This is a genomic window from Corynebacterium sputi DSM 45148 (assembly GCF_000427865.1).
Lineage (GTDB): Bacteria > Actinomycetota > Actinomycetes > Mycobacteriales > Mycobacteriaceae > Corynebacterium > Corynebacterium sputi.
Map to the genome: position 1 here is coordinate 12,564 of NZ_ATYV01000015.1, position 21,276 is coordinate 33,839.

At 60.8% G+C, this 21,276-nt stretch carries 22 protein-coding genes; 21 read left to right on the forward strand and 1 reads right to left on the reverse strand.

The annotated features are described in order from the left end of the window. Nucleotide 1: 1 nt before the first annotated feature. From YWU_RS0108860 to YWU_RS0108920, 13 genes are all read left to right on the forward strand, one after another. Nucleotides 2-1,231, forward strand: a complete 1,230-nt coding sequence (locus tag YWU_RS0108860; protein ID WP_027020192.1) for a Dyp-type peroxidase — start codon at nucleotides 2-4, stop codon at nucleotides 1,229-1,231. Nucleotides 1,232-1,242: 11 nt separating this feature from the next. Next, nucleotides 1,243-1,845: a copper chaperone PCu(A)C gene (locus YWU_RS16045; protein ID WP_169718899.1), complete on the forward strand. Its 603-nt coding sequence runs from the start codon at nucleotides 1,243-1,245 to the stop codon at nucleotides 1,843-1,845. Further along, a complete protein-coding gene (locus YWU_RS0108870; protein ID WP_027020193.1) occupies nucleotides 1,842-2,969 on the forward strand; it encodes a Dyp-type peroxidase in 1,128 nt (375 codons plus the stop codon). The genes YWU_RS16045 and YWU_RS0108870 overlap by 4 nt, the downstream gene beginning before the upstream one ends. Before the next feature lie 78 nt (nucleotides 2,970-3,047). After that, complete coding sequence (gene thrS / locus YWU_RS0108875; protein ID WP_156892781.1) at nucleotides 3,048-5,144, forward strand: threonine--tRNA ligase; 2,097 nt, start codon at nucleotides 3,048-3,050, stop codon at nucleotides 5,142-5,144. Then, nucleotides 5,128-5,673, forward strand: a complete 546-nt coding sequence (locus YWU_RS0108880; RefSeq protein ID WP_027020195.1) for an ATP adenylyltransferase — start codon at nucleotides 5,128-5,130, stop codon at nucleotides 5,671-5,673. Before thrS ends, YWU_RS0108880 begins: the two co-directional genes overlap by 17 nt. After that, on the forward strand, nucleotides 5,673-6,308 hold the full coding sequence (gene pgsA, locus YWU_RS0108885) for a phosphatidylinositol phosphate synthase (protein ID WP_027020196.1): 636 nt from the start codon (nucleotides 5,673-5,675) through the stop codon (nucleotides 6,306-6,308). Before YWU_RS0108880 ends, pgsA begins: the two co-directional genes overlap by 1 nt. Beyond that, nucleotides 6,308-7,207, forward strand: coding sequence for a phosphatidylinositol mannoside acyltransferase (locus YWU_RS0108890; RefSeq protein ID WP_034647587.1), 900 nt, complete (start codon nucleotides 6,308-6,310; stop codon nucleotides 7,205-7,207). The genes pgsA and YWU_RS0108890 overlap by 1 nt, the downstream gene beginning before the upstream one ends. Then, a complete protein-coding gene (locus YWU_RS0108895) occupies nucleotides 7,204-8,358 on the forward strand; it encodes a glycosyltransferase family 4 protein (RefSeq protein WP_027020198.1) in 1,155 nt (384 codons plus the stop codon). The genes YWU_RS0108890 and YWU_RS0108895 overlap by 4 nt, the downstream gene beginning before the upstream one ends. Further along, the gene (locus tag YWU_RS0108900) at nucleotides 8,358-8,855 is read left to right on the forward strand and encodes a LemA family protein (protein WP_034647588.1); all 498 of its coding nucleotides are present in this window, start codon (nucleotides 8,358-8,360) and stop codon (nucleotides 8,853-8,855) included. The genes YWU_RS0108895 and YWU_RS0108900 overlap by 1 nt, the downstream gene beginning before the upstream one ends. 77 nt (nucleotides 8,856-8,932) lie before the next feature. Next, nucleotides 8,933-9,835, forward strand: coding sequence for a pyridoxal 5'-phosphate synthase lyase subunit PdxS (pdxS, locus tag YWU_RS0108905; RefSeq protein ID WP_027020200.1), 903 nt, complete (start codon nucleotides 8,933-8,935; stop codon nucleotides 9,833-9,835). Between the two features lie 7 nt (nucleotides 9,836-9,842). Then, nucleotides 9,843-10,700, forward strand: a complete 858-nt coding sequence (locus tag YWU_RS0108910) for an acyl-CoA thioesterase (protein ID WP_027020201.1) — start codon at nucleotides 9,843-9,845, stop codon at nucleotides 10,698-10,700. Beyond that, entirely contained in the window at nucleotides 10,700-11,305 is a 606-nt protein-coding gene (gene pdxT / locus YWU_RS0108915) for a pyridoxal 5'-phosphate synthase glutaminase subunit PdxT (protein WP_027020202.1), read from the forward strand. The genes YWU_RS0108910 and pdxT overlap by 1 nt, the downstream gene beginning before the upstream one ends. A gap of 90 nt (nucleotides 11,306-11,395) precedes the next feature. Beyond that, a complete protein-coding gene (locus YWU_RS0108920) occupies nucleotides 11,396-12,148 on the forward strand; it encodes a YebC/PmpR family DNA-binding transcriptional regulator (protein WP_027020203.1) in 753 nt (250 codons plus the stop codon). Nucleotides 12,149-12,151: 3 nt separating this feature from the next. Here YWU_RS0108920 and YWU_RS0108925 read toward each other — a convergent pair whose 3' ends face one another. Next, nucleotides 12,152-12,610 (reverse strand): DUF3817 domain-containing protein, encoded by a 459-nt coding sequence (locus YWU_RS0108925; RefSeq protein ID WP_027020204.1) that lies wholly within the window; start codon nucleotides 12,608-12,610, stop codon nucleotides 12,152-12,154. 78 nt (nucleotides 12,611-12,688) lie between these two features. Here YWU_RS0108925 and ruvC point away from each other — a divergent pair, with 78 nt between their 5' ends. Genes ruvC through YWU_RS0108965 form a run of 8 tightly spaced genes read left to right on the forward strand, consistent with a single transcriptional unit; the run spans nucleotide 12,689 to nucleotide 21,187 of the window. After that, nucleotides 12,689-13,309, forward strand: coding sequence for a crossover junction endodeoxyribonuclease RuvC (ruvC, locus tag YWU_RS0108930; protein ID WP_027020205.1), 621 nt, complete (start codon nucleotides 12,689-12,691; stop codon nucleotides 13,307-13,309). Nucleotides 13,310-13,336: 27 nt separating this feature from the next. Then, the gene (gene ruvA / locus YWU_RS0108935; RefSeq protein WP_338025281.1) at nucleotides 13,337-13,933 is read left to right on the forward strand and encodes a Holliday junction branch migration protein RuvA; all 597 of its coding nucleotides are present in this window, start codon (nucleotides 13,337-13,339) and stop codon (nucleotides 13,931-13,933) included. A 2-nt stretch (nucleotides 13,934-13,935) separates the two neighbouring features. Then, on the forward strand, nucleotides 13,936-14,982 hold the full coding sequence (ruvB, locus tag YWU_RS0108940; protein WP_027020207.1) for a Holliday junction branch migration DNA helicase RuvB: 1,047 nt from the start codon (nucleotides 13,936-13,938) through the stop codon (nucleotides 14,980-14,982). Nucleotides 14,983-14,993: 11 nt separating this feature from the next. Continuing rightward, nucleotides 14,994-15,302 carry a preprotein translocase subunit YajC gene (locus YWU_RS16050; RefSeq protein ID WP_051260212.1) on the forward strand — a complete coding sequence of 103 codons (309 nt, stop codon included), beginning with the start codon at nucleotides 14,994-14,996 and terminating at the stop codon, nucleotides 15,300-15,302. Nucleotides 15,303-15,362: 60 nt separating this feature from the next. Further along, a complete protein-coding gene (gene secD / locus YWU_RS16055) occupies nucleotides 15,363-17,195 on the forward strand; it encodes a protein translocase subunit SecD (protein WP_051260213.1) in 1,833 nt (610 codons plus the stop codon). A 1-nt stretch (nucleotide 17,196) separates the two neighbouring features. Further along, nucleotides 17,197-18,339: a protein translocase subunit SecF gene (gene secF, locus YWU_RS16060; RefSeq protein WP_051260214.1), complete on the forward strand. Its 1,143-nt coding sequence runs from the start codon at nucleotides 17,197-17,199 to the stop codon at nucleotides 18,337-18,339. Between the two features lie 44 nt (nucleotides 18,340-18,383). After that, nucleotides 18,384-18,926, forward strand: a complete 543-nt coding sequence (locus YWU_RS0108960; protein WP_027020208.1) for an adenine phosphoribosyltransferase — start codon at nucleotides 18,384-18,386, stop codon at nucleotides 18,924-18,926. Beyond that, nucleotides 18,923-21,187, forward strand: a complete 2,265-nt coding sequence (locus YWU_RS0108965) for a RelA/SpoT family protein (protein WP_027020209.1) — start codon at nucleotides 18,923-18,925, stop codon at nucleotides 21,185-21,187. The genes YWU_RS0108960 and YWU_RS0108965 overlap by 4 nt, the downstream gene beginning before the upstream one ends. Nucleotides 21,188-21,276 lie beyond the last annotated feature (89 nt).

Sequence of the window (21,276 nt, forward strand, 5' to 3'; positions counted from 1 at the left end):
GATGGCCGAGGTCGGGTACTCCAGGAGGCGTTTTCTCACTGGGCTCGGAGTCGGAGCAGGTGCTGGCGCTGCGGCATTAGCGACCGGAACGCCCTTGGCTCATGGAATGGGCAGGGAACAGGCTGCTGAGGCGCAGGACGCGCAGTCCATTGGCGACGGAACTGTCGCCTTTGATGGTCGTCACCAGGCAGGCATTTCCACTCCGGAACAAGCGGCAATGTGGATGCTGGCCTTCACGCTTAAGCCTGGACTGGACCGGTCGCGGGTCCGCGGCTTTATGCGGACCTGGACAGACGACGCCAGAAGGATGTCTCGTGGGCAGCCGGCTATCGCCGAATTGGAACCGGAGATGATCGCTACGCCATCAGACCTGACGTTCACGGTCGGGTTTGGTCCCCGCTTCTTCGATGTCATTGGCCTACCGGAGCAGCGTCCAGAATGGCTCGCACCACTGCCGAAATATTCCCTCGATCAGTTGGAGGAGAAGTGGGGGGATGGGGACGTCGTAATGCAGATCTGTTGCAACGACCCCATGACTCTCTCCCACGTGGCGCGGTACATGATCCGCAATGCGGAGCCGTTTGCGGACGTCCACTGGGTTCAGACAGGATTTGCGCACGGAGCAGGGGTGCATGAGCCTGGCGCCACCCCGAGGAACCGGTTTGGACAGCTCGACGGCACGGTCAACCCGCGTTCGACTGACGAACTCGATGACATCGTGTGGATCAACGATGGGCCAAAATGGCTCATCGGCGGTACCTCAATGGTCGTTCGGCGTATCCATATGGAGATTGAGACCTGGGAAATCCTCGATCGCGTTAGCCGCGAGGAATCCACTGGTCGACACCTGGCTTCAGGTGCACCGCTGGGCATGGACCACGAGCATGACGTGGTCGACTTGGACCGTCGGGATAGTTATGGACTTCCGGTGATTGACGCGAACAGCCACGTCGCCCGCTCGATGCCCGCAGACGGCAAGCCCGGGCTCCAGGTGCTCCGACGGCCCTACACCTACGACATACCGCCAACTGACGGGGTCACCCCTGATACCGGGCTGGTGTTCATCTCGTTCCAGAAGGACCCTCTGGAGCAGTATCACCCGATCCAGCAGCGTCTGGATGATTCTGACCGACTCAATGAGTGGATCCGGCACATCGGATCCGCTGTGTTTGTGATCCCCCCGGGGACCACCTCTGACGGATACTGGGGCGAGGATCTCCTCGCCGAATGAAAGGACACAAGATGACAATCAACCGCAGGGCATCTTTCTTGGTCGCGATTGGAGCAGCGACATCACTGGTGATCACCGGATGTGGCACCGATGAGGTGTCCCTCACCAACGGCAACAACGCCGAGAACACGGTCCAGGAGGACTCCGCAGACGAGGCCACCGCCAACTCTGTGGCATTCGTCGATGGATACATTCGGGAAAAGGCCGCGGACAACGACATGACTGCGGTATTCGGCTCGATCGTCAACAACACTGACGACGATCTCGTGCTGGAGAGCTTCGAGATCGAAGGGCTTGCTGAGGGAACTGTCTTTGAGCTCCACGAGGTCGCTGACGGTGTGATGCGACCGGTCGATGGTGGATTCGATGTGCCGGCTGACTCTGAAGCAGAGCTGGAGCCTGGCAGCCTGCACCTGATGGTCATGAACAACGATGAGGCACTGGAGCCCGGCGAAGAGTTCACCCTGGTGCTGCGATTCGATGACGGATCCGAGCTCACCGTGACCGTCCCGGTTCGCGTTCAGCCGTCCGGTGAAGAGGATTACGGTGACATCCACGAACTCGGCGAAGACCATGGGGAGAACGGCGACGAGGCCGACGGCGAGACCTCATGAACCCAAAGTTTCCTCGTAGGCGCTTCCTGACTGGAGCGGCAGGAGTTGGCGCCGGAGTCGGTGCAGCGGCGCTGTTTGCTCCGGCCTCGGCGAACGCTCTGTCCTTCCCCAGCCCGGAAGAAGATGACACGCCTCCGTTGCAGGACTCTGTGATCCGATTCGACGGCGTTCACCAGGCAGGCATCAGCACCGAACGGCAGACCAACGCCCGCTTCATTGGGTTCAATCTGCTCGAAGGTGTGGAACGCCCGGGGCTCCGCAACCTGATGCGTGCGTGGACGGGCGTTGCTCGGCAGCTGTGTGAAGGCGACGAGGTGTCGTCGGACTTGGTTCCTGAGCTCGGTCAGGTCACCGCGAATCTCACGGTCACTATCGGTTTCGGTGCCGGCGCATTCGCCGTGGCGGAGCGTGAGGACGAGGCGCCTGAGTGGCTCGGCCTATTCGAGGAAGGGGAGGAAAATCCGTGGGCTGGCGCGGATCTGCTGTTGCAGATCTGCTGCGATGACCCGATGACCCTCTCGCATTGCTCGCGTCTGCTCATTCGCGAGGGTTCGGTGCACACGGAAGTGCAGTGGATTCAAGACGGATTTTCGCTTCCCGACGGTTCCCTGCGCCCAGGCGAGAACCCCCGCGGAATGTTCGGACCTCCCACCGGGTTGGAAAACCCCATCGGAGGTGTCGACCTTGATCGCACAGTCTGGTTTGAGGAAGGCCCGGCCTGGTTGAGGGGCGGAACTAGTGTAGTTGTGCGTCGTAAAGCAATCGATATGGCGGCGTGGGACGCGGTACCGCGGTCCACACGCGAGGAATTGCTCGGTGTCGCAATTGAAGACGGGCAGCCCAATGGTGGCGGCGAGGCCGCCCTGCGGCAGCCTCCAGAGGAGTCGCCGAATCAGCGGATGCTCGCCCGTCCGTACTCGTTCGATGAGGCAGTGGCCCAAGGCGAGGTTGAGGTGCTCTTCCAAAAGGACCCAGAGACCCAGTTCGTTCCCGTGGAGGAGCGACTCACGGAGGCGAACCTGCTCGGTAATTGGGTGGATATCCAAGGCGCGGCGGCGTTTGTCCTGCCACGCGGGACAATGTCCGACGAATACTGGGCGCAGGATCTGCTCGAGGGCGAATAGGGGTTACGGCGGCGTGCCGACCCTATTGCAGCATGGCCGTCAGGGGTAAGGTGTTCTCGGTCAAGGAAGTCGCCGGGTATGCGGCTTCCGAATTCAACAGAGAAGGAGCACTTCACAGTGTCCACCCCCTTAGCCTCCGCCGTGTCGTTCCTCGTACCGGCAGGAACCACCGCCGGTGAGGCAATGCGCGAGCAGGAACTGCCGAACAAGGGCCCTGACGCCATCGTCTGCGTCCGGGACTCGTCCGGCGCCCTGCGGGATCTGGCCTATGCGCCAGAGACCGACGAGATTGTCGAAGCGGTCCCGGCCAACACCGAGGATGGTCGTGGCGTGATCCGCCACTCGACCGCTCACGTGATGGCTCAGGCCGTCCAGGAGGAGTTCCCCGGAACGAAGCTCGGCATCGGCCCGGCGATCGACAATGGCTTCTACTACGACTTTGACGTCGCAGAGCCGTTCACTCCGGAGGATCTCAAGCGCATCGAGAAGCGCATGAAGAAGATCATCAAGTCCGGCCAGCGTTTCGAGCGCTTCGTATTCGAGTCCCCTGAGGCAGCTGTCCAGGACCTGGCGGATGAGCCGTACAAGCTCGAGCTCATCACTGACAAGTCCAAGGGCGAAGTCAAGGATGACGAGGACGCGAACGTTGACGTCGGCGGCGCTGTGCTGACCGGCTACCGCAACGTGAACCCGCGGACCGGCGATACCGTCTGGTCCGACCTGTGCCGCGGCCCGCACGTGCCGACCACCCGGTACATTCCGGCGTTCACTTTGACCCGGTCCTCTGCTGCTTATTGGCGCGGTGACCAGGACAACGCGGACCTGCAGCGCATTTACGGTACGGCCTGGGAGTCTAAGGAAGAGATGGATCTCTACCTGGACATGCTCCTGGAGGCAGAAAAGCGCGACCACCGTCGTCTCGGATCCGAACTGGACCTGTTCAGCTTCCCGGACGAGCTCGGATCCGGACTGCCGGTCTTCCACGTCAAGGGCGGGATCATTCGGAACGAGATGGAGGCGCACTCGCGCCGCCGTCACATCGAAGCCGGATACGACTTCGTGAACACGCCGCATGTGACCAAGGGTGATCTGTTCAAGAAGTCCGGCCACCTCGACTGGTACGCCGACGGCATGTTCCCCCCAATGCAGCTCGATGGCGAGTGGGACGAGCACGGCAATTGCACCAAGCAGCCGCAGGACTACTACGTCAAGCCGATGAACTGCCCGATGCACAACCTGGTCTTCGCCACGCGTGGACGTTCCTACCGCGAACTGCCGATCCGCATGTTCGAGTTCGGTACCGTCTACCGCTACGAGAAGTCCGGTGTTATCCATGGTCTGACCCGTGCCCGTGGCTTCACCCAGGATGACGCGCACATCTACTGCACCGAGGAACAGCTCGAGCAGGAGCTCACCGACGTCCTCGAGTTCATCATCTCGCTGCTGCGCGACTATGGTCTGGACGACTTCTACCTGGAGCTGTCCACCAAAAACGAGAAGAAGTTCGTTGGTGAGGATGACGTCTGGGAGAAGTCGACCGAGATTCTCCGCAACGTTGCCGAGCGCTCCGGATTCGATCTTGTTCCAGACCCGGGCGGCGCCGCGTTCTACGGCCCGAAGATCTCTGTGCAGGCGAAGGACGCGATCGGCCGAACCTGGCAGATGTCCACGGTGCAGCTCGACTTCAACCTGCCGGAGCGGTTCGAGCTGGAGTACACCTCCCCGGATGGATCCAAAAAGCGCCCGATCATGATCCACCGCGCGCTCTTCGGCTCCATTGAGCGATTCTTCGGAGTGCTCCTGGAGCACTACGCAGGTGCGTTCCCGGCGTGGCTGGCTCCCGATCAGGTTGTCGGTATCCCAGTTGCGGACGATTTTGTCCCGCACTTGGACGCCTTCAACAAGGAGCTGAAGTCCCGCGGACTGCGCTCCTACGTGGATGTCTCCGATGACCGTATGCAGAAGAAGATCCGCAACCACACCACCGGCAAGATTCCCTTCATGGTTCTGGCCGGCGCCCGCGACGTCGAGGCGGACGCAGTGAGCTTCCGCTTCCTCGACGGCAGCCAGGTCAACGGAATCCCGGTGGCTGAAGCAGCCGACATCATCGAAGGCTGGGTGAAGGACCGGGTCAACGAGCAGCCGAACGGCGAGAACATTGCCGCACGGCGCTGACGCGGACGTGGACGGGTACACCGACTCAGGCGTCGGCACCCCAGACCGGCTGGACCGGCTCTGGGCGCCGTACCGCATGAGCTACATCGCAGACCGCAAAGCCGGCGGTAACCCGTTCATCGATCTGCCGTCCCTCGACGACGAAGAGGCTCTCATCGTCGCTCGGGGTGAGCTCGTGTACTGCGTCCTCAACTTGTTCCCGTACAACGCAGGCCACATGATGGTTGTGCCGTACCGGGAAGTAGCGAACCTCGAAGAGGTTACTGCTGACGAGATGGCTGAGATGATGGCCTTTGGACAAGAAGCAATCCGGACACTCAAGCGCGTCTCGAATCCGCATGCAGTGAACGTTGGGTTTAATCTCGGCCGTGCCTCGGGTGGATCGGTCGCTGAGCACGTCCACATGCACGTCGTTCCCCGATGGAGTGGGGACTCCAATTTTATGACGGTCCTTGATGGGACCAAGGTTCTGCCGCAACTACTGCGACAGACCCGTTCGCTGCTGGCTGAGGCTTGGGAGAGAACCTGATGCTGAGTTCGAAGGGCCGGGGACCGGTCGCCCCGATTGTGGATCCGATTGCACGCGGCGCCAATGCTGTGGGCTTGACTCCGAATGTAATGACGGTGATCGGAACGATCGCCGCCGTTACCGCCTCGGTAGTGCTCATCCCCATGGGGCACCTCTTCGCGGCAGCTCTGCTGGCCGGAGTTTTCACCGCCTTCGACATGATCGACGGAACGATGGCGCGCCTTCGCGGCGGTGGCACGAAATTCGGTGCAGTCCTCGATGCAAGCTGCGACCGCATCACTGACGGCGCTTTGTTTGCGGCCATCTTCTGGTGGCTCGCTTACAGCTACGACGCGTCGGCACCTTTGCTAGTCGCCTGTCTCACGGTCCTCATCGGCTCCCAGACGATTTCTTACGTCAAGGCGCGCGCCGAGGCTTCTGGTTTCACCGTCTCTGGTGGCCTCATCGAACGCCCGGAGCGTTTGATCCTCGGCCTGGTCGGTATCGGCCTGCAGGGCCTTGGCGTTCCGTACGCGATCGATGTCGCCATTTGGCTTCTTGCTGTGGGCACCGTTTGCACCGTCGTCCAGCGAGTGTTGATTGTGGCGAAGCAGCCGGGGGCACAAGACACCATCGCACCTCCGGAAGGGGCCTGATGTTCATTCCCCGTAATTCTGAGCAGTGGACGGCGTTGGGTTATATCGCCGGCTGGAAGGTCGTTGGCGCTCTTCCAGAGCGGTTGACAATGAAGGTCGCGTATCGGATCGCGGACAAGATTGCCGCTGATCCTGAGGGGTCGACGAAGCAGCTGCGTAAGAATCTCTCCCGTGTGATTGGCTCCGAGCCCAGCGAGGAACTGGTCCGAGCCTCGATGCGCTCGTACTTGAGGTATTGGGTGGAGGCGTTTCGCCTTCCTCGCATCGTGGCGCCTGCTCTGCTCCGCCAGGTGGGAGATGGGATTAACGATCGGTCGATCCTGGACAACGCCGTTGCCAGAGGCAAAGGCGTGGTTCTCGTCATCACCCACTCGGGCAACTGGGATATGGCAGGCATTTGGCTTGCGAACGAGGTAGGTGGTTTCGCGACCGTCGCCGAACGGCTCCGTCCTGAAGCGCTTTACGACGCTTTCGTCGACTACCGCGAATCCCTCGGTTTCACCGTCCTACCTTTGACCGGTGGGGAACCCCCGCTGGGGCAACTGCGGCAGACTCTCCTCGATGGAGGCGTCGTTTGCCTGCTGGGAGATCGTGACATCGCCGGGGACGGCGTGCCAGTGACGTTCTTCGGCGAAGAAACCACCATGCCGCGTGGATCGGCTCTATTGGCTCGGGAAACCGGTGCTGCTCTGATCGTGGTCTCGTGCCACTTCCCAGAGGAAGGGGATTGGGGCATCGACTTGTACCCGGAAATCCCGACTCAGGGCCGTGAGATCGAGGACATCGTCGCTGACCAGGCTCGCGACATCGAATCAGTTGTGCGGAATCACCCCGCTGACTGGCACGTATTGCAGCCTTTTTGGAAGCGGGACCGTAAGACCCGGAGGCGACACAGATGAAAATCGGAATGGTGTCGCCCTATTCTTTCGATTTCCCGGGCGGGGTCCAGATTCACGCATTGGACCTGTGCGAGGAGTTCCGTCGCCGTGGCCACGAGGTCAGTCTGATTGGGCCAGCCGGTAAAGACGTTGATCTCCCGGACTTCGTTGAACGTGGCGGACGCGCCATTCCCATCCCGTACAACGGATCCGTGGCGCGGCTGGCATTTGGCCCCGTCACAGCATGGAAGGTTCGTCGGTGGATTAAGAAGGGCGATTTTGACGTCCTCCACGTTCATGAACCCAACTCGCCGAGTTACTCAATGCTCGCGGTGAACGCAGCGCTTGGCCCGGTTGTGGCGACGTACCATTCAGCGGCGACTCGGTCGCGGGTCCTGAAGGTCGCATTGCCATTGTTGCGTCCAGTGCTTGAGCGCATCCGCGGAGGCATCGCTGTCTCTGAGGTCGCCCGTCGCTGGCAGGTTGAGCAGCTCGGTGGTGATCCGGTTCTGATCCCTAATGGGGTGAATGTCGGCACCTATGTGAGAGCGGCTGGTCTGGACGACCCCGCGATGGCGGCGGACGCCGGCATCGGCCCGACTGAACCGGGACGCAAGCGCCTCGTTTTCCTTGGACGTTTTGATGAATCGCGCAAGGGCTTGTCGGTCCTCCTCGACGCATTGCCAGAGATCGCCCAGCGATACCCGGATATCGAGATTGTGGTGATCGGCGACGGGGACCGAGACAGTGCCATCGCGAAGGCAGGGGAGCACGCTCCACTTCTGAACTTTGTCGGACGTGTATCGGAACAGGCAAAGACCGCGATCCTCGCGTCGGCCGACATCTACATCGCGCCTCAACGAGGCGGCGAGAGTTTCGGCATCGTCTTGGTTGAGGCCATGGCCGCCGGAACTGCCGTGCTCGCCTCTGACTTAGACGCGTTCCGGCTGGTCTTGTCCGAGGGCCAGTCCGGTGTGCTGTTCCGCAATGGTGACTCTGCGGATCTGGCGAGAAAGATAGCGATGCTGCTCGACGACGACGAACTGCGGGCCTCATACGTCACTGCAGGTTCCAGTAGGGCCTGGGACTTCGACTGGTCGTCGATAGCTGATCGGGTGCTGCAGGTCTATCAGACTGTGCGTACCCCCGGAGAAAGGGTAGTGGTCGACTGATGGTCAACATTCCGCTGTGGGCTTTGATTCTCGCGATCGTTGCGGTGGTGATCCTCATCATCGGAATGCTCGCCTCAGCAACTGCCACGAGGCTCAACCGCATGCATGTGCGCTGTGACCTGGCGAGGGCGAGCCTGGAGTCAGCACTAGGGCGTCGGGCGGCGATTTTGAGAACTGCCTACCCGGAGGTCTCTGAATTGACCGTCGCCGCAGAAGCGGTCCCACTGGCTAGCGGTATCGTCGGGGTGCGCGCGGATGCGGAGAATCGACTCGCTGTCGCCGTCGCCGACGTGGAGAGGGCTGACCTCGACCAGGGGATTGCCGCCGAACTGCGAGATTCGCGAACGAGAGTGGATCTGGCACGACGTTTCTACAACGACGCTGTCACCGACACCAAGGCGCTGCGGAGACGGCCTTTGGTCCGGATTCTGCGACTGGCGGGTACCGCGCCGGTGCCGGAATATTTCGACACCGTCGCCCGTGGTGATGTCGAGTAAACCGTCCGTCTATCATTAATTCGACTCCCGTCGGTTCCGGCGGGAAACTCTTAACAACCAACAGGGAGAAGGCTTCGTTGACCACCTCTGAGAACACCCCCGGTCAGGGCACTGCGCGCGTTAAGCGTGGTTTCGCCGAGATGATGAAGGGCGGCGTCATCATGGATGTCGTCACTCCGGAGCAGGCCAAAATCGCCGAAGATGCCGGCGCTACCGCAGTTATGGCTCTCGAGCGGGTTCCCGCCGACATCCGTGCCCAGGGTGGCGTGTCCCGCATGTCTGACCCGGACATGATCGACGGCATCATCAACGCTGTCTCGATCCCCGTTATGGCCAAGGCCCGCATCGGCCACTTCGCTGAGGCGCAGGTTCTGCAGTCCCTGGGAGTCGACTTCATCGACGAGTCCGAGGTCCTGACCCCGGCTGATTACCTTAACCACATCGATAAGTTCTCCTTCGATGTTCCGTTCGTCTGTGGTGCGACCAACCTTGGTGAGGCCCTGCGCCGCATCAACGAGGGTGCTGCGATGATCCGTTCCAAGGGTGAGGCCGGCACCGGTGACGTTTCCAACGCCGTCACTCACATGCGCACCATCCGCGCCGAGATCAGCAAGCTGACCTCCATGGCGAAGGACGAGCTGTACGTGGCAGCCAAGGAGCTTCAGGCTCCTTACGACCTCGTCGTCGAGGTCGCTGAGAAGGGCAAGCTGCCCGTCGTGCTGTTCACCGCCGGTGGCATCGCTACCCCGGCCGACGCTGCCATGATGATGCAGCTCGGCGCCGAGGGCGTCTTTGTCGGTTCCGGAATCTTCAAGTCCGGAAACCCGGAGCAGCGCGCCAAGGCTATCGTTCGCGCAACCCAGAACTACGACGACCCGGATGTCATCGCCGACGTCTCCCGTGGACTGGGCGACGCCATGGTTGGCATCAACGTCGACGACATCCCGGTGCCGCACCGCCTCGCAGAGCGCGGCTGGTAGTAGCACCATGGCCGGCATCAGAGAAATTCTGAACCTCGAACGGATCGATCGGGACATTTACCGAGGTCCGGTTATCGAGTCGATCCTGCAGCGAACCTTCGGCGGCCAGGTGGCCGCGCAGTCCCTGGTGGCGGCCACCCGGACCGTAGAAGAAGGCTACGAGGTCAACTCGTTGCATGCCTACTTCGTCGGCCCCGGTATCCCGGATGTTCCCACCGTTTTCCTGGTGGACCGGATCCGGGACGGCCGTTCGTTTGTCTCACGTCACGTGAAAGCTGTCCAAAACGGCAACACAATCTTCGTGATGCAGGCCAGCTTCCACCGAACTGGAGATTCGGGCATCGAGCATTCGGACAAGATGCGTCCGGTGCCAGATCCGGAAGAGATCTTCGTCGACACCGACAAGCTTCCTTCTGTCACTCGGCTGCTCTTCGATGAGTGGGCGGAGTGGGACATCAGGCCGGTTCCTCCGGAGCGGATTGACCACGATCCGTACCGGGCGTCTGAGCAGAAGGTCTGGTTCCGTTCTAGGTCCGAGTTGCCGGATAATCCCACCCTGCATGTCTGCACTTTGGCGTACATGTCAGATATGACGCTGTTGACGTCCGCACTGGTGCCGCACCCAGAGGCAAAGCTCCAAGAGGCATCACTTGACCACGCAATGTGGTTCCTTCGTCCGTTCCGTGCGGACGAGTGGTTGCTGTACGACCAGGTGTCGCCGTCAGCCCACGCAGGTCGAGCGTTGACTCACGGTCGCTTGTTCAATCGAAGCGGTGAGCTGGTGGCCGTCGTAACGCAAGAAGGTTTGACCCGTACCCTGCGTCCGGGTGCAAAGAACGTGCCGCACAAGGCACCGGAGGAATAATGTCCACTGTGATCGGCGTGCTGTCTCTGCAAGGAGCGGTCCGCGAACATGAGCATGCGCTAGCCCAACTCGGGGTGGAGACCCGCAAGGTTCGCCGTCCGAGGGATCTCGACGGTCTAGACGGCCTGGTCTTCCCGGGCGGCGAATCCACGACGATGTCGAAGCTTCTCAACGTCGAGGGGATGCGCGACCCCGTGCAGCAGGCTCTTGATGGGGGACTGCCTGCATTCGGAACATGTGCGGGAATGATTCTGTTGGCAGACGTCGTCCGGGACACCCGAGAGGACGCAGTGAACTTCCACGCCCTTGATGTCACGGTCCGTCGTAACGCCTTCGGACGTCAAGTCGACTCATTTGAGACGGACCTTGATGTCGCAGGTATCGAGGATGCGGTTCACGCCGTGTTCATTCGGGCGCCCTGGGTCGAACAGACCGGCCCCAATGTTGAGGTACTCTCGCGGGTTCCGGAAGGACACGGCGAGCACACCGGCGCAATCGTGGCGGTGCGGTCAGGTTCCGTCATGGCGACGAGCTTCCATCCGGAGGCGATGCCGGGGGAGAAGCGGCTCCACGAGCTATTCCTGCGCGAATGCGTGGGAATTTGATCTTCCCTCCGGGAAACCTCGTCGTAATATCCAGGACCTATACTGGTCACGTTAACTGCACGCTGATATGACAGGGAGTCGGTCCACACAATGGCAGGACACTCAAAATGGGCAACCACCAAGCACAAGAAGGCGGCTAATGACGCCAAGCGGGGTAAGGAATTCGCCCGCCTTGTGAAGAACATCGAGGTCGCTGCCCGCAGTGGCGGGGGAGACCCCTCCGCTAACCCGACCCTGTATGACGCCATCCAGAAGGCGAAGAAGACCTCCGTACCCAACGACAACATCGAACGCGCCCGCAAGCGCGGCTCCGGTGAAGAGGCCGGCGGCGCGGACTGGGAGACCATCGTCTACGAGGGCTATGGCCCCGGCGGCGTTGCGATGCTGATCGAGTGTCTTACCGACAATCGAAACCGTGCGGCTTCCGAGGTTCGTTCCCGCATGAACAAGGCTGGCGGCAGCATGGGCGACCCCGGTTCGGTGGCCTACCAGTTCGAGCGCAAGGGCGTTGTTGTGCTGAAGAAGAACGATATGGAAGAGGACGACGTCCTCATGGCCGTTCTCGAAGCCGGCGCTGAAGAAGTCAACGACTTGGGCGAGGAGTTCGAGGTCGTGTCAGACATCACCGACCTGATGAAGGTCCGCGATGCGCTGAAGGAAGCAGGCATTGAGTACGAGTCTGCTGATCCGGATTACCGTGCCAACGTTGAGATGACTCTCGACGCTGAGGGTGCTCGCAAGATGCTGCGCACCATCGACAGCCTCGATGAGTCCGACGATGTGCAGAACATCTTCACCAACATGGACATCCCGGAGGATGTCCTCGCGGAACTGGATGACTAAGAGCTAGAACCAGCCGGTCGGGGGGCCGGCGAGGAGTAGCACGAAGTACAGAACCACCACAGCCACGAAAACTGCTGTCGCGGAGAACACCGGGTGGCGAACAATCGTTGCCAATACCCGCTCCGGGACGGTTTTCGGGATCTCAGTCTGATCGGTGAACCGCCACGGTCCTTCGTAGTAGCCGTTCTTTCCGGCGTACTTCTCGAAGGGGAGCGTGGCGAACGGGATGATCGAGATGACCAATGCGGTGATACCGAGCTTGGCCGGCCACTTGAGATTCACCCACACGATAAGGGTCACGGCGCAATAGCTAAGGAAAGCGAAGCCGTGCAGTCCACCGCCGATGCTCACTCCCCATTGGCCGAGGTCGAGGACATAACGGGCGAACATTCCGAGCAGCAGTAGGGCCCAGGTGAAAGCTTCGATTTGGGACAGTCTTTTATGGAGTATTCCTGGTGTCACGGCTACAACGTACCGCACATAGGGGAACGCACACATGTTCGGTACATCGGGTATGCTCAGTCGTGCGGAGGAGGCGGTATGTCGGCAAATCAACTCAGAGTGATGGGTGTGGACCCTGGCCTGACCAGGTGTGGTCTCTCAGTTGCGGACTCCGCATCGGGGCGACAGGTCACTCCGGTCGCAGTCGGTGTTGTTCGCACCCCATCGGATCTGCCAATTGAAGATCGGCTGCTGCGTCTGTCGAACGCAGTAGAACAGTGGATTGACAAGTATGACCCAGAGGTCGTGGCGATCGAGCGATTGTTTGAGCGCGGTAGCGTCTCCACGGTCCTGCAAACCGCCCATGGAGTGGGAGTCATCATGCTCGCCGCAGCCAGGCGGGGGATCCCGGTGCACCAGTACACGCCTTCTGAAGTGAAAAAGGCGTTGACCGGCAACGGTCGGGCTGACAAAAGTCAGATGACGCAGATGGTGACCCGAGTCCTCGGTCTAGCTGAGCCACCTAAACCTGCCGATGCCGCGGACGCTCTTGCCCTGGCTGTCTGCCACTGTTGGCGTGCTCCGATGATTGAACGGGAGAAGGCAGCGGCTGAGCAGTCTGAGCGTCAGCGAGAGAAGTTCAAGAAGCTAGAAAAAGATACGGCGGCTCCGGCAGCTGCGGCCTGGAGGGCTGCAGTACAGGACGTCGGGAAGCGTTAGAAGGGAAAATCCACTGTGATCGCATCCGTGAGGGGTGTTGTCGTCGACAAAACCCTCGACTCCGTCGTGATTGAGACCCATGGGATCGGCCGGCTTGTGCATGTCACTGGTCGAACGTCCGCAACTCTTCCGAGAGGAGAGGAGGTGTACGTCCCCACACATCTGATCGTGCGAGAGGACGCACTGACTCTCTATGGTTTCCAGAACTCAGAGGAGCGCGCGATGTTTACCGAGCTGCAGAAGGTTTCCAAGCTTGGCCCTCGTATTGCCCTCGCTGTCTTAGAGGTCATGGACCCTCCTCGGATCGCCGCGGCCGTGGCGACCAATGACGTCGCCGCACTGTCGAAAGCGAACGGTGTAGGCAAGAGGTTGGCGGAACGCATGGTCCTCGAACTGAAGGGCAAGCTCGGTGGATTCGACGATGCTCCGATCGAGCAGGGTGAACTAGTGGCCGATACGCCGACTGCAGGGCAGATCGACACCGCTCAGGTGATCGGCGCTTTGGTTGGACTCGGATTCAAAGAGCCGGAAGCAGAGTCTGCCGTGGCTTCCGTCGTCGCCACTGACCCGTCGGTCGATACCTCGCACGCTTTGCGTGCTGCACTGAAACTGCTGGGGAGGTAACCATGTCCGATCTGGAAAGCACTGAGTTTAATGTCACCCGTCCGGTGACTCCGGAGGTCCAGCCTGCCGAAGTTGACGCTGAAGTGAGTCTGCGCCCTAGGTCTCTCGACGAGTTCATTGGGCAGCCGAAGGTTCGCAGCCAGTTGGATCTCGTTCTTTCCGGCGCTAAAAACCGTGGTGTGGTTCCTGACCACGTCTTGCTGGCGGGCCCACCTGGCTTGGGCAAGACGACGATGGCAATGATTGTCGCCCAAGAGTTGGGAACGTCACTCCGGATGACGTCTGGTCCCGCCCTCGAGCGAGCAGGTGACCTAGCGGCGATGTTGTCGAACTTGATGGAGGGGGATGTCCTCTTTATTGACGAGATCCACCGCATGGCGCGTCCCGCTGAGGAAATGCTCTACATGGCGATGGAGGACTTCCGTATCGACGTCATCGTCGGTAAGGGCCCTGGTGCGACCTCAATTCCATTGGAGTTGCCGCCCTTCACTCTCGTCGGCGCCACTACGCGCTCGGGCATGCTCACCGGTCCGCTGCGAGACCGTTTCGGGTTTACCGCGCAAATGGAGTTCTACGACGTGGAGGACCTCACCGAGGTTGTCACTCGTGCAGCAGGAATTCTTGGCGTGGATGTTTCAGCGGATGCGGCATCGGAAATCGCGTCTCGTTCTCGGGGGACCCCGCGAATCGCCAACCGACTTCTGCGACGGGTCCGTGACTTCGCGGATGTCCACACCGGTGGCGTCATTGATTTGGGCGCGGCCCGCGCAGCTCTGCTGGTGTTCGACGTCGACGAGGTGGGCCTGGACCGACTGGACCGCGCAGTGCTCGGAGCATTGATTCACGGACATGGCGGAGGGCCTGTCGGTGTGAACACTCTCGCCGTTGCGGTGGGGGAGGAGCCGTCCACGGTGGAAGAGGTATGTGAACCATTCCTCGTTAGAGCCGGGATGATCGCTCGGACCTCACGGGGTCGGGTCGCCACCGCCGCGGCCTGGCGGCATCTGCAATTGGACCCACCAGAAGGTTCTATCGGCAACTTTGGTTAGACTGCGTACCTATGTCACAACCTGTTGTCCTCATCATCCTGATGCTCGTTCTTCTGTCCCTGCCGCTGTGGCAGACTTTCCGCCACAACAAGAGGATCCGCCAGATCCGCGAGATGCAGAGCCAGATCACCGTTGGTGACGAGGTGCTGACCGGTGCAGGTATGCGCGGCGTGGTCTCCGGCGTTAACGACGAGACTGTCGAGATCACCATCTCCGAGGGTGTAATCACCCGTTGGGAGAAGTCCGCGGTCCTGCGTAACCTGACTCGTGAAGCTGCCGGCGAGGCCGTCGGAAACCAGCCTCAGCAGCCGCTGCAGTAACATCCCACTTCGCATCTCACGGCAGGAGCTCCCTTCTTGGCGACCTCGAAAAGCCGGTCTATGACCGGTGCGCGCAGTAAAAGGCCCCAGTGGGCACTGGCACTCTTCGGAGTGCTACTGGTGGTTCTGTACTCCCTCGTCTTCTTCACTGGTGACAGGGATCCGCTCCCGAAGCTCGGTATCGACCTCCAGGGCGGTACCCGTGTGACCCTCGTTCCTCAAGGCGAGGATCCGACGAGTGACCAGCTTTCCCAGGCTCGGGCGATTCTGGAGAACCGCGTCAACGGCATGGGCGTTTCCGGTGCGAACGTCATCACCGACGGCGACACCCTTGTTATCACAGTGCCCGGCTCTGACACCCAGGAGGCACGTGCCCTAGGGCAGACCTCGCAGCTCTTCTTCCGTCCGGTCGCGCAGGGCGCGAACCCGAACATGGAGACGCTTTACGACGTCACCATCGACCTCGCGAACGACTGGGTCGCAGCGGGAGCAATTTCCGTTGACGACGCGAACCAGGTACTCAGTGAGCTCCACGGGGATATCTCTGCAGGACTGGCACAGCAGTCTGAGGCCATGGAAACTGAAGCCCCGGACATTGGCCCCGTGCAGACGGTGACCGCGGAGGCGCCGGCTGAGCCAGCCAACTCGCTGGAGGCATCGGACCGCCGTGAACAGGTTCGCGATGCGTACCTCGCTGGCCGTCAGTCGGAGGACCCGACCACGCAAGTCGCTGCTGGCACCTTGATGTCGTGTACCGCGGAGGGAACTGATCCTCTTGCAGGGTCCGACGATCCGACGTTGCCGTTGGTCACCTGTGACCCCTACGCGGACGGTGGCGGAATTATCGTCCTCGATCCGGCGCCGCTTCTTCAGGGCGAAGGGGAGGACGGTGATCGCCTGTCCGGTGACGACATCGACACCGACTCTGCCATCAACGGCGGCTACAACCAGGAGTCAGGTCAGGTCGAAGTTTCATTCCGATTCGACTCCTCCGGTGGTGCCACAGGCGCTGCTACGTGGAGCGCCTTGACCAACGAGTACCTTGGCAGCCAGATCGCGATCGTCCTGGACTCTGAGGTGCTCTCCGCTCCGACGATTCAGAGCGCAACTCCTGTCGGAAGTGCTACCGCCATCACTGGTGACTTCTCCATTGAGGAAGCGCAGAACCTGGCGAACAACCTCCGGTACGGTGCCCTCCCACTGAGCTTTGCGGGTGAGGACGGAGAAGCAGGCGGAACGGTCACTACGACTCCGCCGACCATGGGTTCGGCTGCTCTGCAGGCGGGCCTCATCGCAGGTCTGATCGGTATGGTCTTGATCGTCCTGTATGCGATCGTCCTGTACCGCGGTCTCGGTGTTATTGCCGTTGGATCGCTCGCTGCATCGTTCGCGTTGTTGTACGCCACCCTGGTGCTTTTGGGTCGCTGGATTGATTACAGTCTCGACCTCGCTGGCATCGCCGGTATCATCATCTCGATCGGTACCACCGCCGACTCGTTCATCGTGTTCTTCGAACGCATCAAGGATGAACTGAGAGACGGAAGAACGTACCGTTCGGCAGTCCAGCACGGTTGGAACCGAGCCAAGCGCACGATTTGGACCGGCAACATGGTGTCCCTGATCGCTGCGGCAGTGCTGTACACGATGGCAATTGGCGACGTCCGTGGCTTTGCCTTCACCCTCGGCCTGTCCACCTTGTTCGACCTCTTGACGACCTTCATTGTGACCGCACCGCTGGTCATCCTCGCCTCCCGGAGCCCCAAGATGGCGAAGCCGGCGTGGAATGGCTTCGGTTCGATCATGAGGTTGGCCCAGTCCCGGCGTGAGCAGGGCGAAACCTTGCCTGCCGACGTGGACGCGAACACGATCTACTCCCTCGAGGAGGCGAAGTAGCATGACGAACTCGATCGCTCCTGACGACGCCAGGAACACCGAAAAGGCCGGCAGTGGCTTCTTCTCCCGTTTGTACTCAGGCTCGGGCGGATTCAACATCATCGGCCGGTCTAAGACCTGGTTCATCATCACCGCTGTGATCATGCTCGTCGCCCTCGGCGCGATGCTGTTCCGCGGTTTCAACCTCGGCATCGATTTCGAGGGCGGCACCAGGATGACCATCCCGGCCGCCGAGATCTCCGAAGAAGCAGCTGAAGAGGTCTTCGTCGGTGCCACCGATGTCGAGCCGGACCAGGTTCAGATTGTTGGCGCGGGTGACGCCCGCATCCTGGAGATCACCTCCGAGAGCCTCAACGACACCCAAATCGCAGAGGCACGCCTCGCACTCAACGATGCTTTTGAGCCGGTCGACGAGCTCGGTCAACCCTCAGCGGATGCTATCGGTGATTCCACCGTGTCCGAATCGTGGGGTTCATCGATCACCGAACAGATGCTGAAGGCTGCGGCGGTGTTCCTCGTCGTGGTCTTCATCTACATCATGTTCCGGTTCTCCCGGGACATGGCGATCGCGGCCGTCGGAACTCTCTTCATTGACGGCATCGTGATCATGGGCATCTACTCGCTTCTGGGACTGCAGGTCAGCCCGGCGACGATCATCGGTCTGCTGACGGTGCTGTCGTTCTCGCTGTACGACACGGTGGTGGTCTTCGACAAGGTCGAGGAGAACACCTCAGGGTTTGAACACTCAACACGACGTACTTACGCCGAACAAGTGAACCTCGCGGTCAACCAGACCATTATGAGATCCATCAACACCACAGTGTCGACCCTGTTGCCGATCTTCGCGCTTCTGGTCATCGCTGTGTGGGCACTGGGTGTCGGAAACCTGGCGGACCTCGCGATCATTCAGTTCATCGGTGCGATCCAGGGAACGATCTCCTCGATCTTCCTGGCTGCTCCTGTCCTGGTGTGGATTAAGCGGCTGCAGAAGAAGTACACGGACCACGACCGTGAGGTTGAGCGTGCCCGTACCGGTAAGTCCGAGGAGCCGGAGGATCTTGACCGTGAGCCGGAGAAGGCTACCGAGCCTGCTCCCGCTGAGCGATACGACGGTCCGTTGACGTGGCGTCCAGGGTCCAACTGATCGACGGGTATCGTTAAGGAACACCCAAGATTCTGGAGGTATCCGTGACGTTCAGCACCGCACAAGAGGCCCTTTCGGGCCTCACCAGGTTTGTCGAAGATTTCCCTGTTGAGGGGGTTCTTTTCGAGGACCTCACACCGGTGCTCGCGGATCCAGTCGGGCTGAAACTCCTCGTCGACGATCTGGCGGACGCCTGCCGACGTTTCGATGCGGACATCATTGCTGGCCTCGACGCCCGCGGTTTCCTGCTTGGCTCAGCCATCGCTTACGCCAATGGACAGGGAATTCTCGCGGTTCGCAAGGCCGGCAAGCTGCCGCCTCCGGTCCATAACGCTACCTACGAACTCGAATACGGCTCTGCTGCTCTGGAAGTCCCGGCATCGGGAATTGAGCTCAGTGGACGCCGTGTTGTTCTCGTTGATGACGTTCTGGCCACCGGAGGCACCCTCTGCGCAGCACGTCAGCTGCTAGAGGACTGCGGAGCCGAGATTGTCGGCGTGGCTGTGGTACTTCAGGTCCCGGACCTGAATGGGCATGAACGTTTCAGTGACCTCCCGATTCACGTTGTCAATGGAGGTTCCCAGTGAGTCCTGAACGATCAGCCCGTAGATACGGCGCACGACTCGCACGAAGCCTGACCGGGTCCAGGACTCGGACCAATCCAGTACTGGATCCGCTGATCGCGATCCACCGGGAAGTTCACCCACGGGCTGATCTCTCTCAACTGGAGCACGCCTACGCCGTCGCCGAGCGGCTGCACGAGGGCGTGAAGCGCAAGTCCGGTGAGCCGTACATCACTCATCCGCTTGCCGTCGCGACCATCGCTGCGGAAATCGGCATGGACACCACCACCCTCATCGCTGCGCTGCTGCACGACACGGTGGAGGACACTGACTATTCCCTCGATGACCTGACCCGTGAATTTGGGCCCGAAGTGGCCCGACTCGTCGACGGAGTGACCAAGCTCGACAAGGTAGCACTCGGCTCTGCGGCAGAGGCAGAGACGGTCCGCAAGATGGTCGTCGCTATGTCTGAGGATCCCCGAGTCCTCGTCATTAAGGTCTGCGACCGCCTGCACAACATGCGCACCATGCGCTTCCTGCCGCCGGAGAAGCAGGCCAAGAAGGCACGCGAAACCCTTGAGGTCATCGCGCCGCTGGCACACCGCCTCGGCATGGCGAGTGTGAAGTGGGAGCTCGAGGACCTCTCCTTCGCTATCCTGCATCCGAAGAAGTACCAAGAGCTGGTGCGACTAGTCGCTGATCGGGCGCCGCAACGCGATAAGTACCTCAAGGAAATTCGCACGCAGATCCTTGCGGACCTGCGCATGCAGCACATCGACGCCGAAGTGCAGGGTCGACCCAAGCACTACTGGTCAATCCACCAGAAAATGATCGTCCGCGGGCATGAGTTCGATGAGATCTTTGACCTCATTGGTATCCGAGTCCTCGTAAACACGGTGAAGGATTGCTACGCCGCCATGGGCGCGGTGCACTCGCTGTATCAGCCGATGCCCGGTCGTTTTAAGGACTACATCTCCTCACCGCGTTTCGGTGTCTATCAGTCCCTGCACACGACGGTGATTGGCCCCGGTGGCAAGCCTCTTGAAGTACAGATCCGTACTCACGAGATGCACTACAACGCCGAATACGGCATTGCCGCTCACTGGCGCTACAAGGAAACCAAGGGATCCCACAAGGGCAAGTCCACCGAGGTCGACCAGATGGCGTGGATGCGCCAGCTCCTGGACTGGCAGCGCGAGGCTGCGGATCCGAACGAGTTCCTCGACTCGCTGCGGTATGACTTGGCCTCCACCGAGATCTTCGTCTTCACGCCTAAGGGCGACGTGATCACTTTGCCGACCGACGCAACACCCGTCGACTTCGCATATGCAGTTCACACCGAGGTCGGGCACCGCTGCATTGGCGCAAAGGTTAACGGAAAGCTCGTTGCTCTTGAGTCTCCGCTCAAGACAGGCGACCGGGTCGAGGTATTTACCTCCAAGGACTCCATGTCCGGTCCCTCGAAGGATTGGGAGGGCTTCGTCAGGTCGCCCCGTGCCAAGACGAACATTCGCCAGTGGTTCGCGAAGGAGCGTCGTGAAGAGGCGCTGGAGACCGGCCGTGACGCACTCGCCGCTGAGATCCAGCGCGGTGGTCTGCCGATGCACCGTTTGTTCACTCCGGAGTCGATGAAGTCCATCGCCAATGAGCTGAACTACCCAGACGTCGATTCGCTATACAAGGCGATCGGCGAAGGCAGGGTCAAGCCTGGTCACGTGACAAACCGTCTGATGGCACAGTTCACCTCGCGGGACGACGCCGAGGACCAGCTCGCCGAGCGGACTCCGCCGTCTCGCTTGCAGCCTCCGACAGTAACCAACCGCGCCGATGGCGCCGGTGTTCTGGTCGAGGGCTCCACCGACATGATGGCGAAGCTTGCCAAGTGCTGTACTCCTGTTCCCGGCGACAAGATCTTCGGGTTCGTTACCCGAGGTGGCGGAGTGTCGGTGCACCGTGAGGATTGCACCAACGCCGCGAAGCTCAAGGAAGAGACTCACCGGCTCGTGGAAGTGCAGTGGCTCAAGGATGCGGTCGGCGCGGTCTTCACCGTCACCATCCAGATCGAGGCGCTGGACCGCCACGGACTTCTCTCTGAGATCACTCGACTGATCTCGGACCAAAAGGTGTCGATCATTTCCACGTCCTCGCACACGGCCGAGGACCGGGTGGCCGTTATGCGGTTCACCTTTGAAGTCTCCGACACCAAGCAGATGGGTTACATCATCTCGGTGCTGAGGAGCATCGAAGGCGTCTACGACGTCTTCCGAGTGACCGGTGCGGCGTAGAAGTAGTGGGACGCTGACGGCGTCGTAAAGCGCTGTCAGCTTTTCCAGCCCAGCAGAAAACCCCCGTCCGAAAACGGACGGGGGTTGAA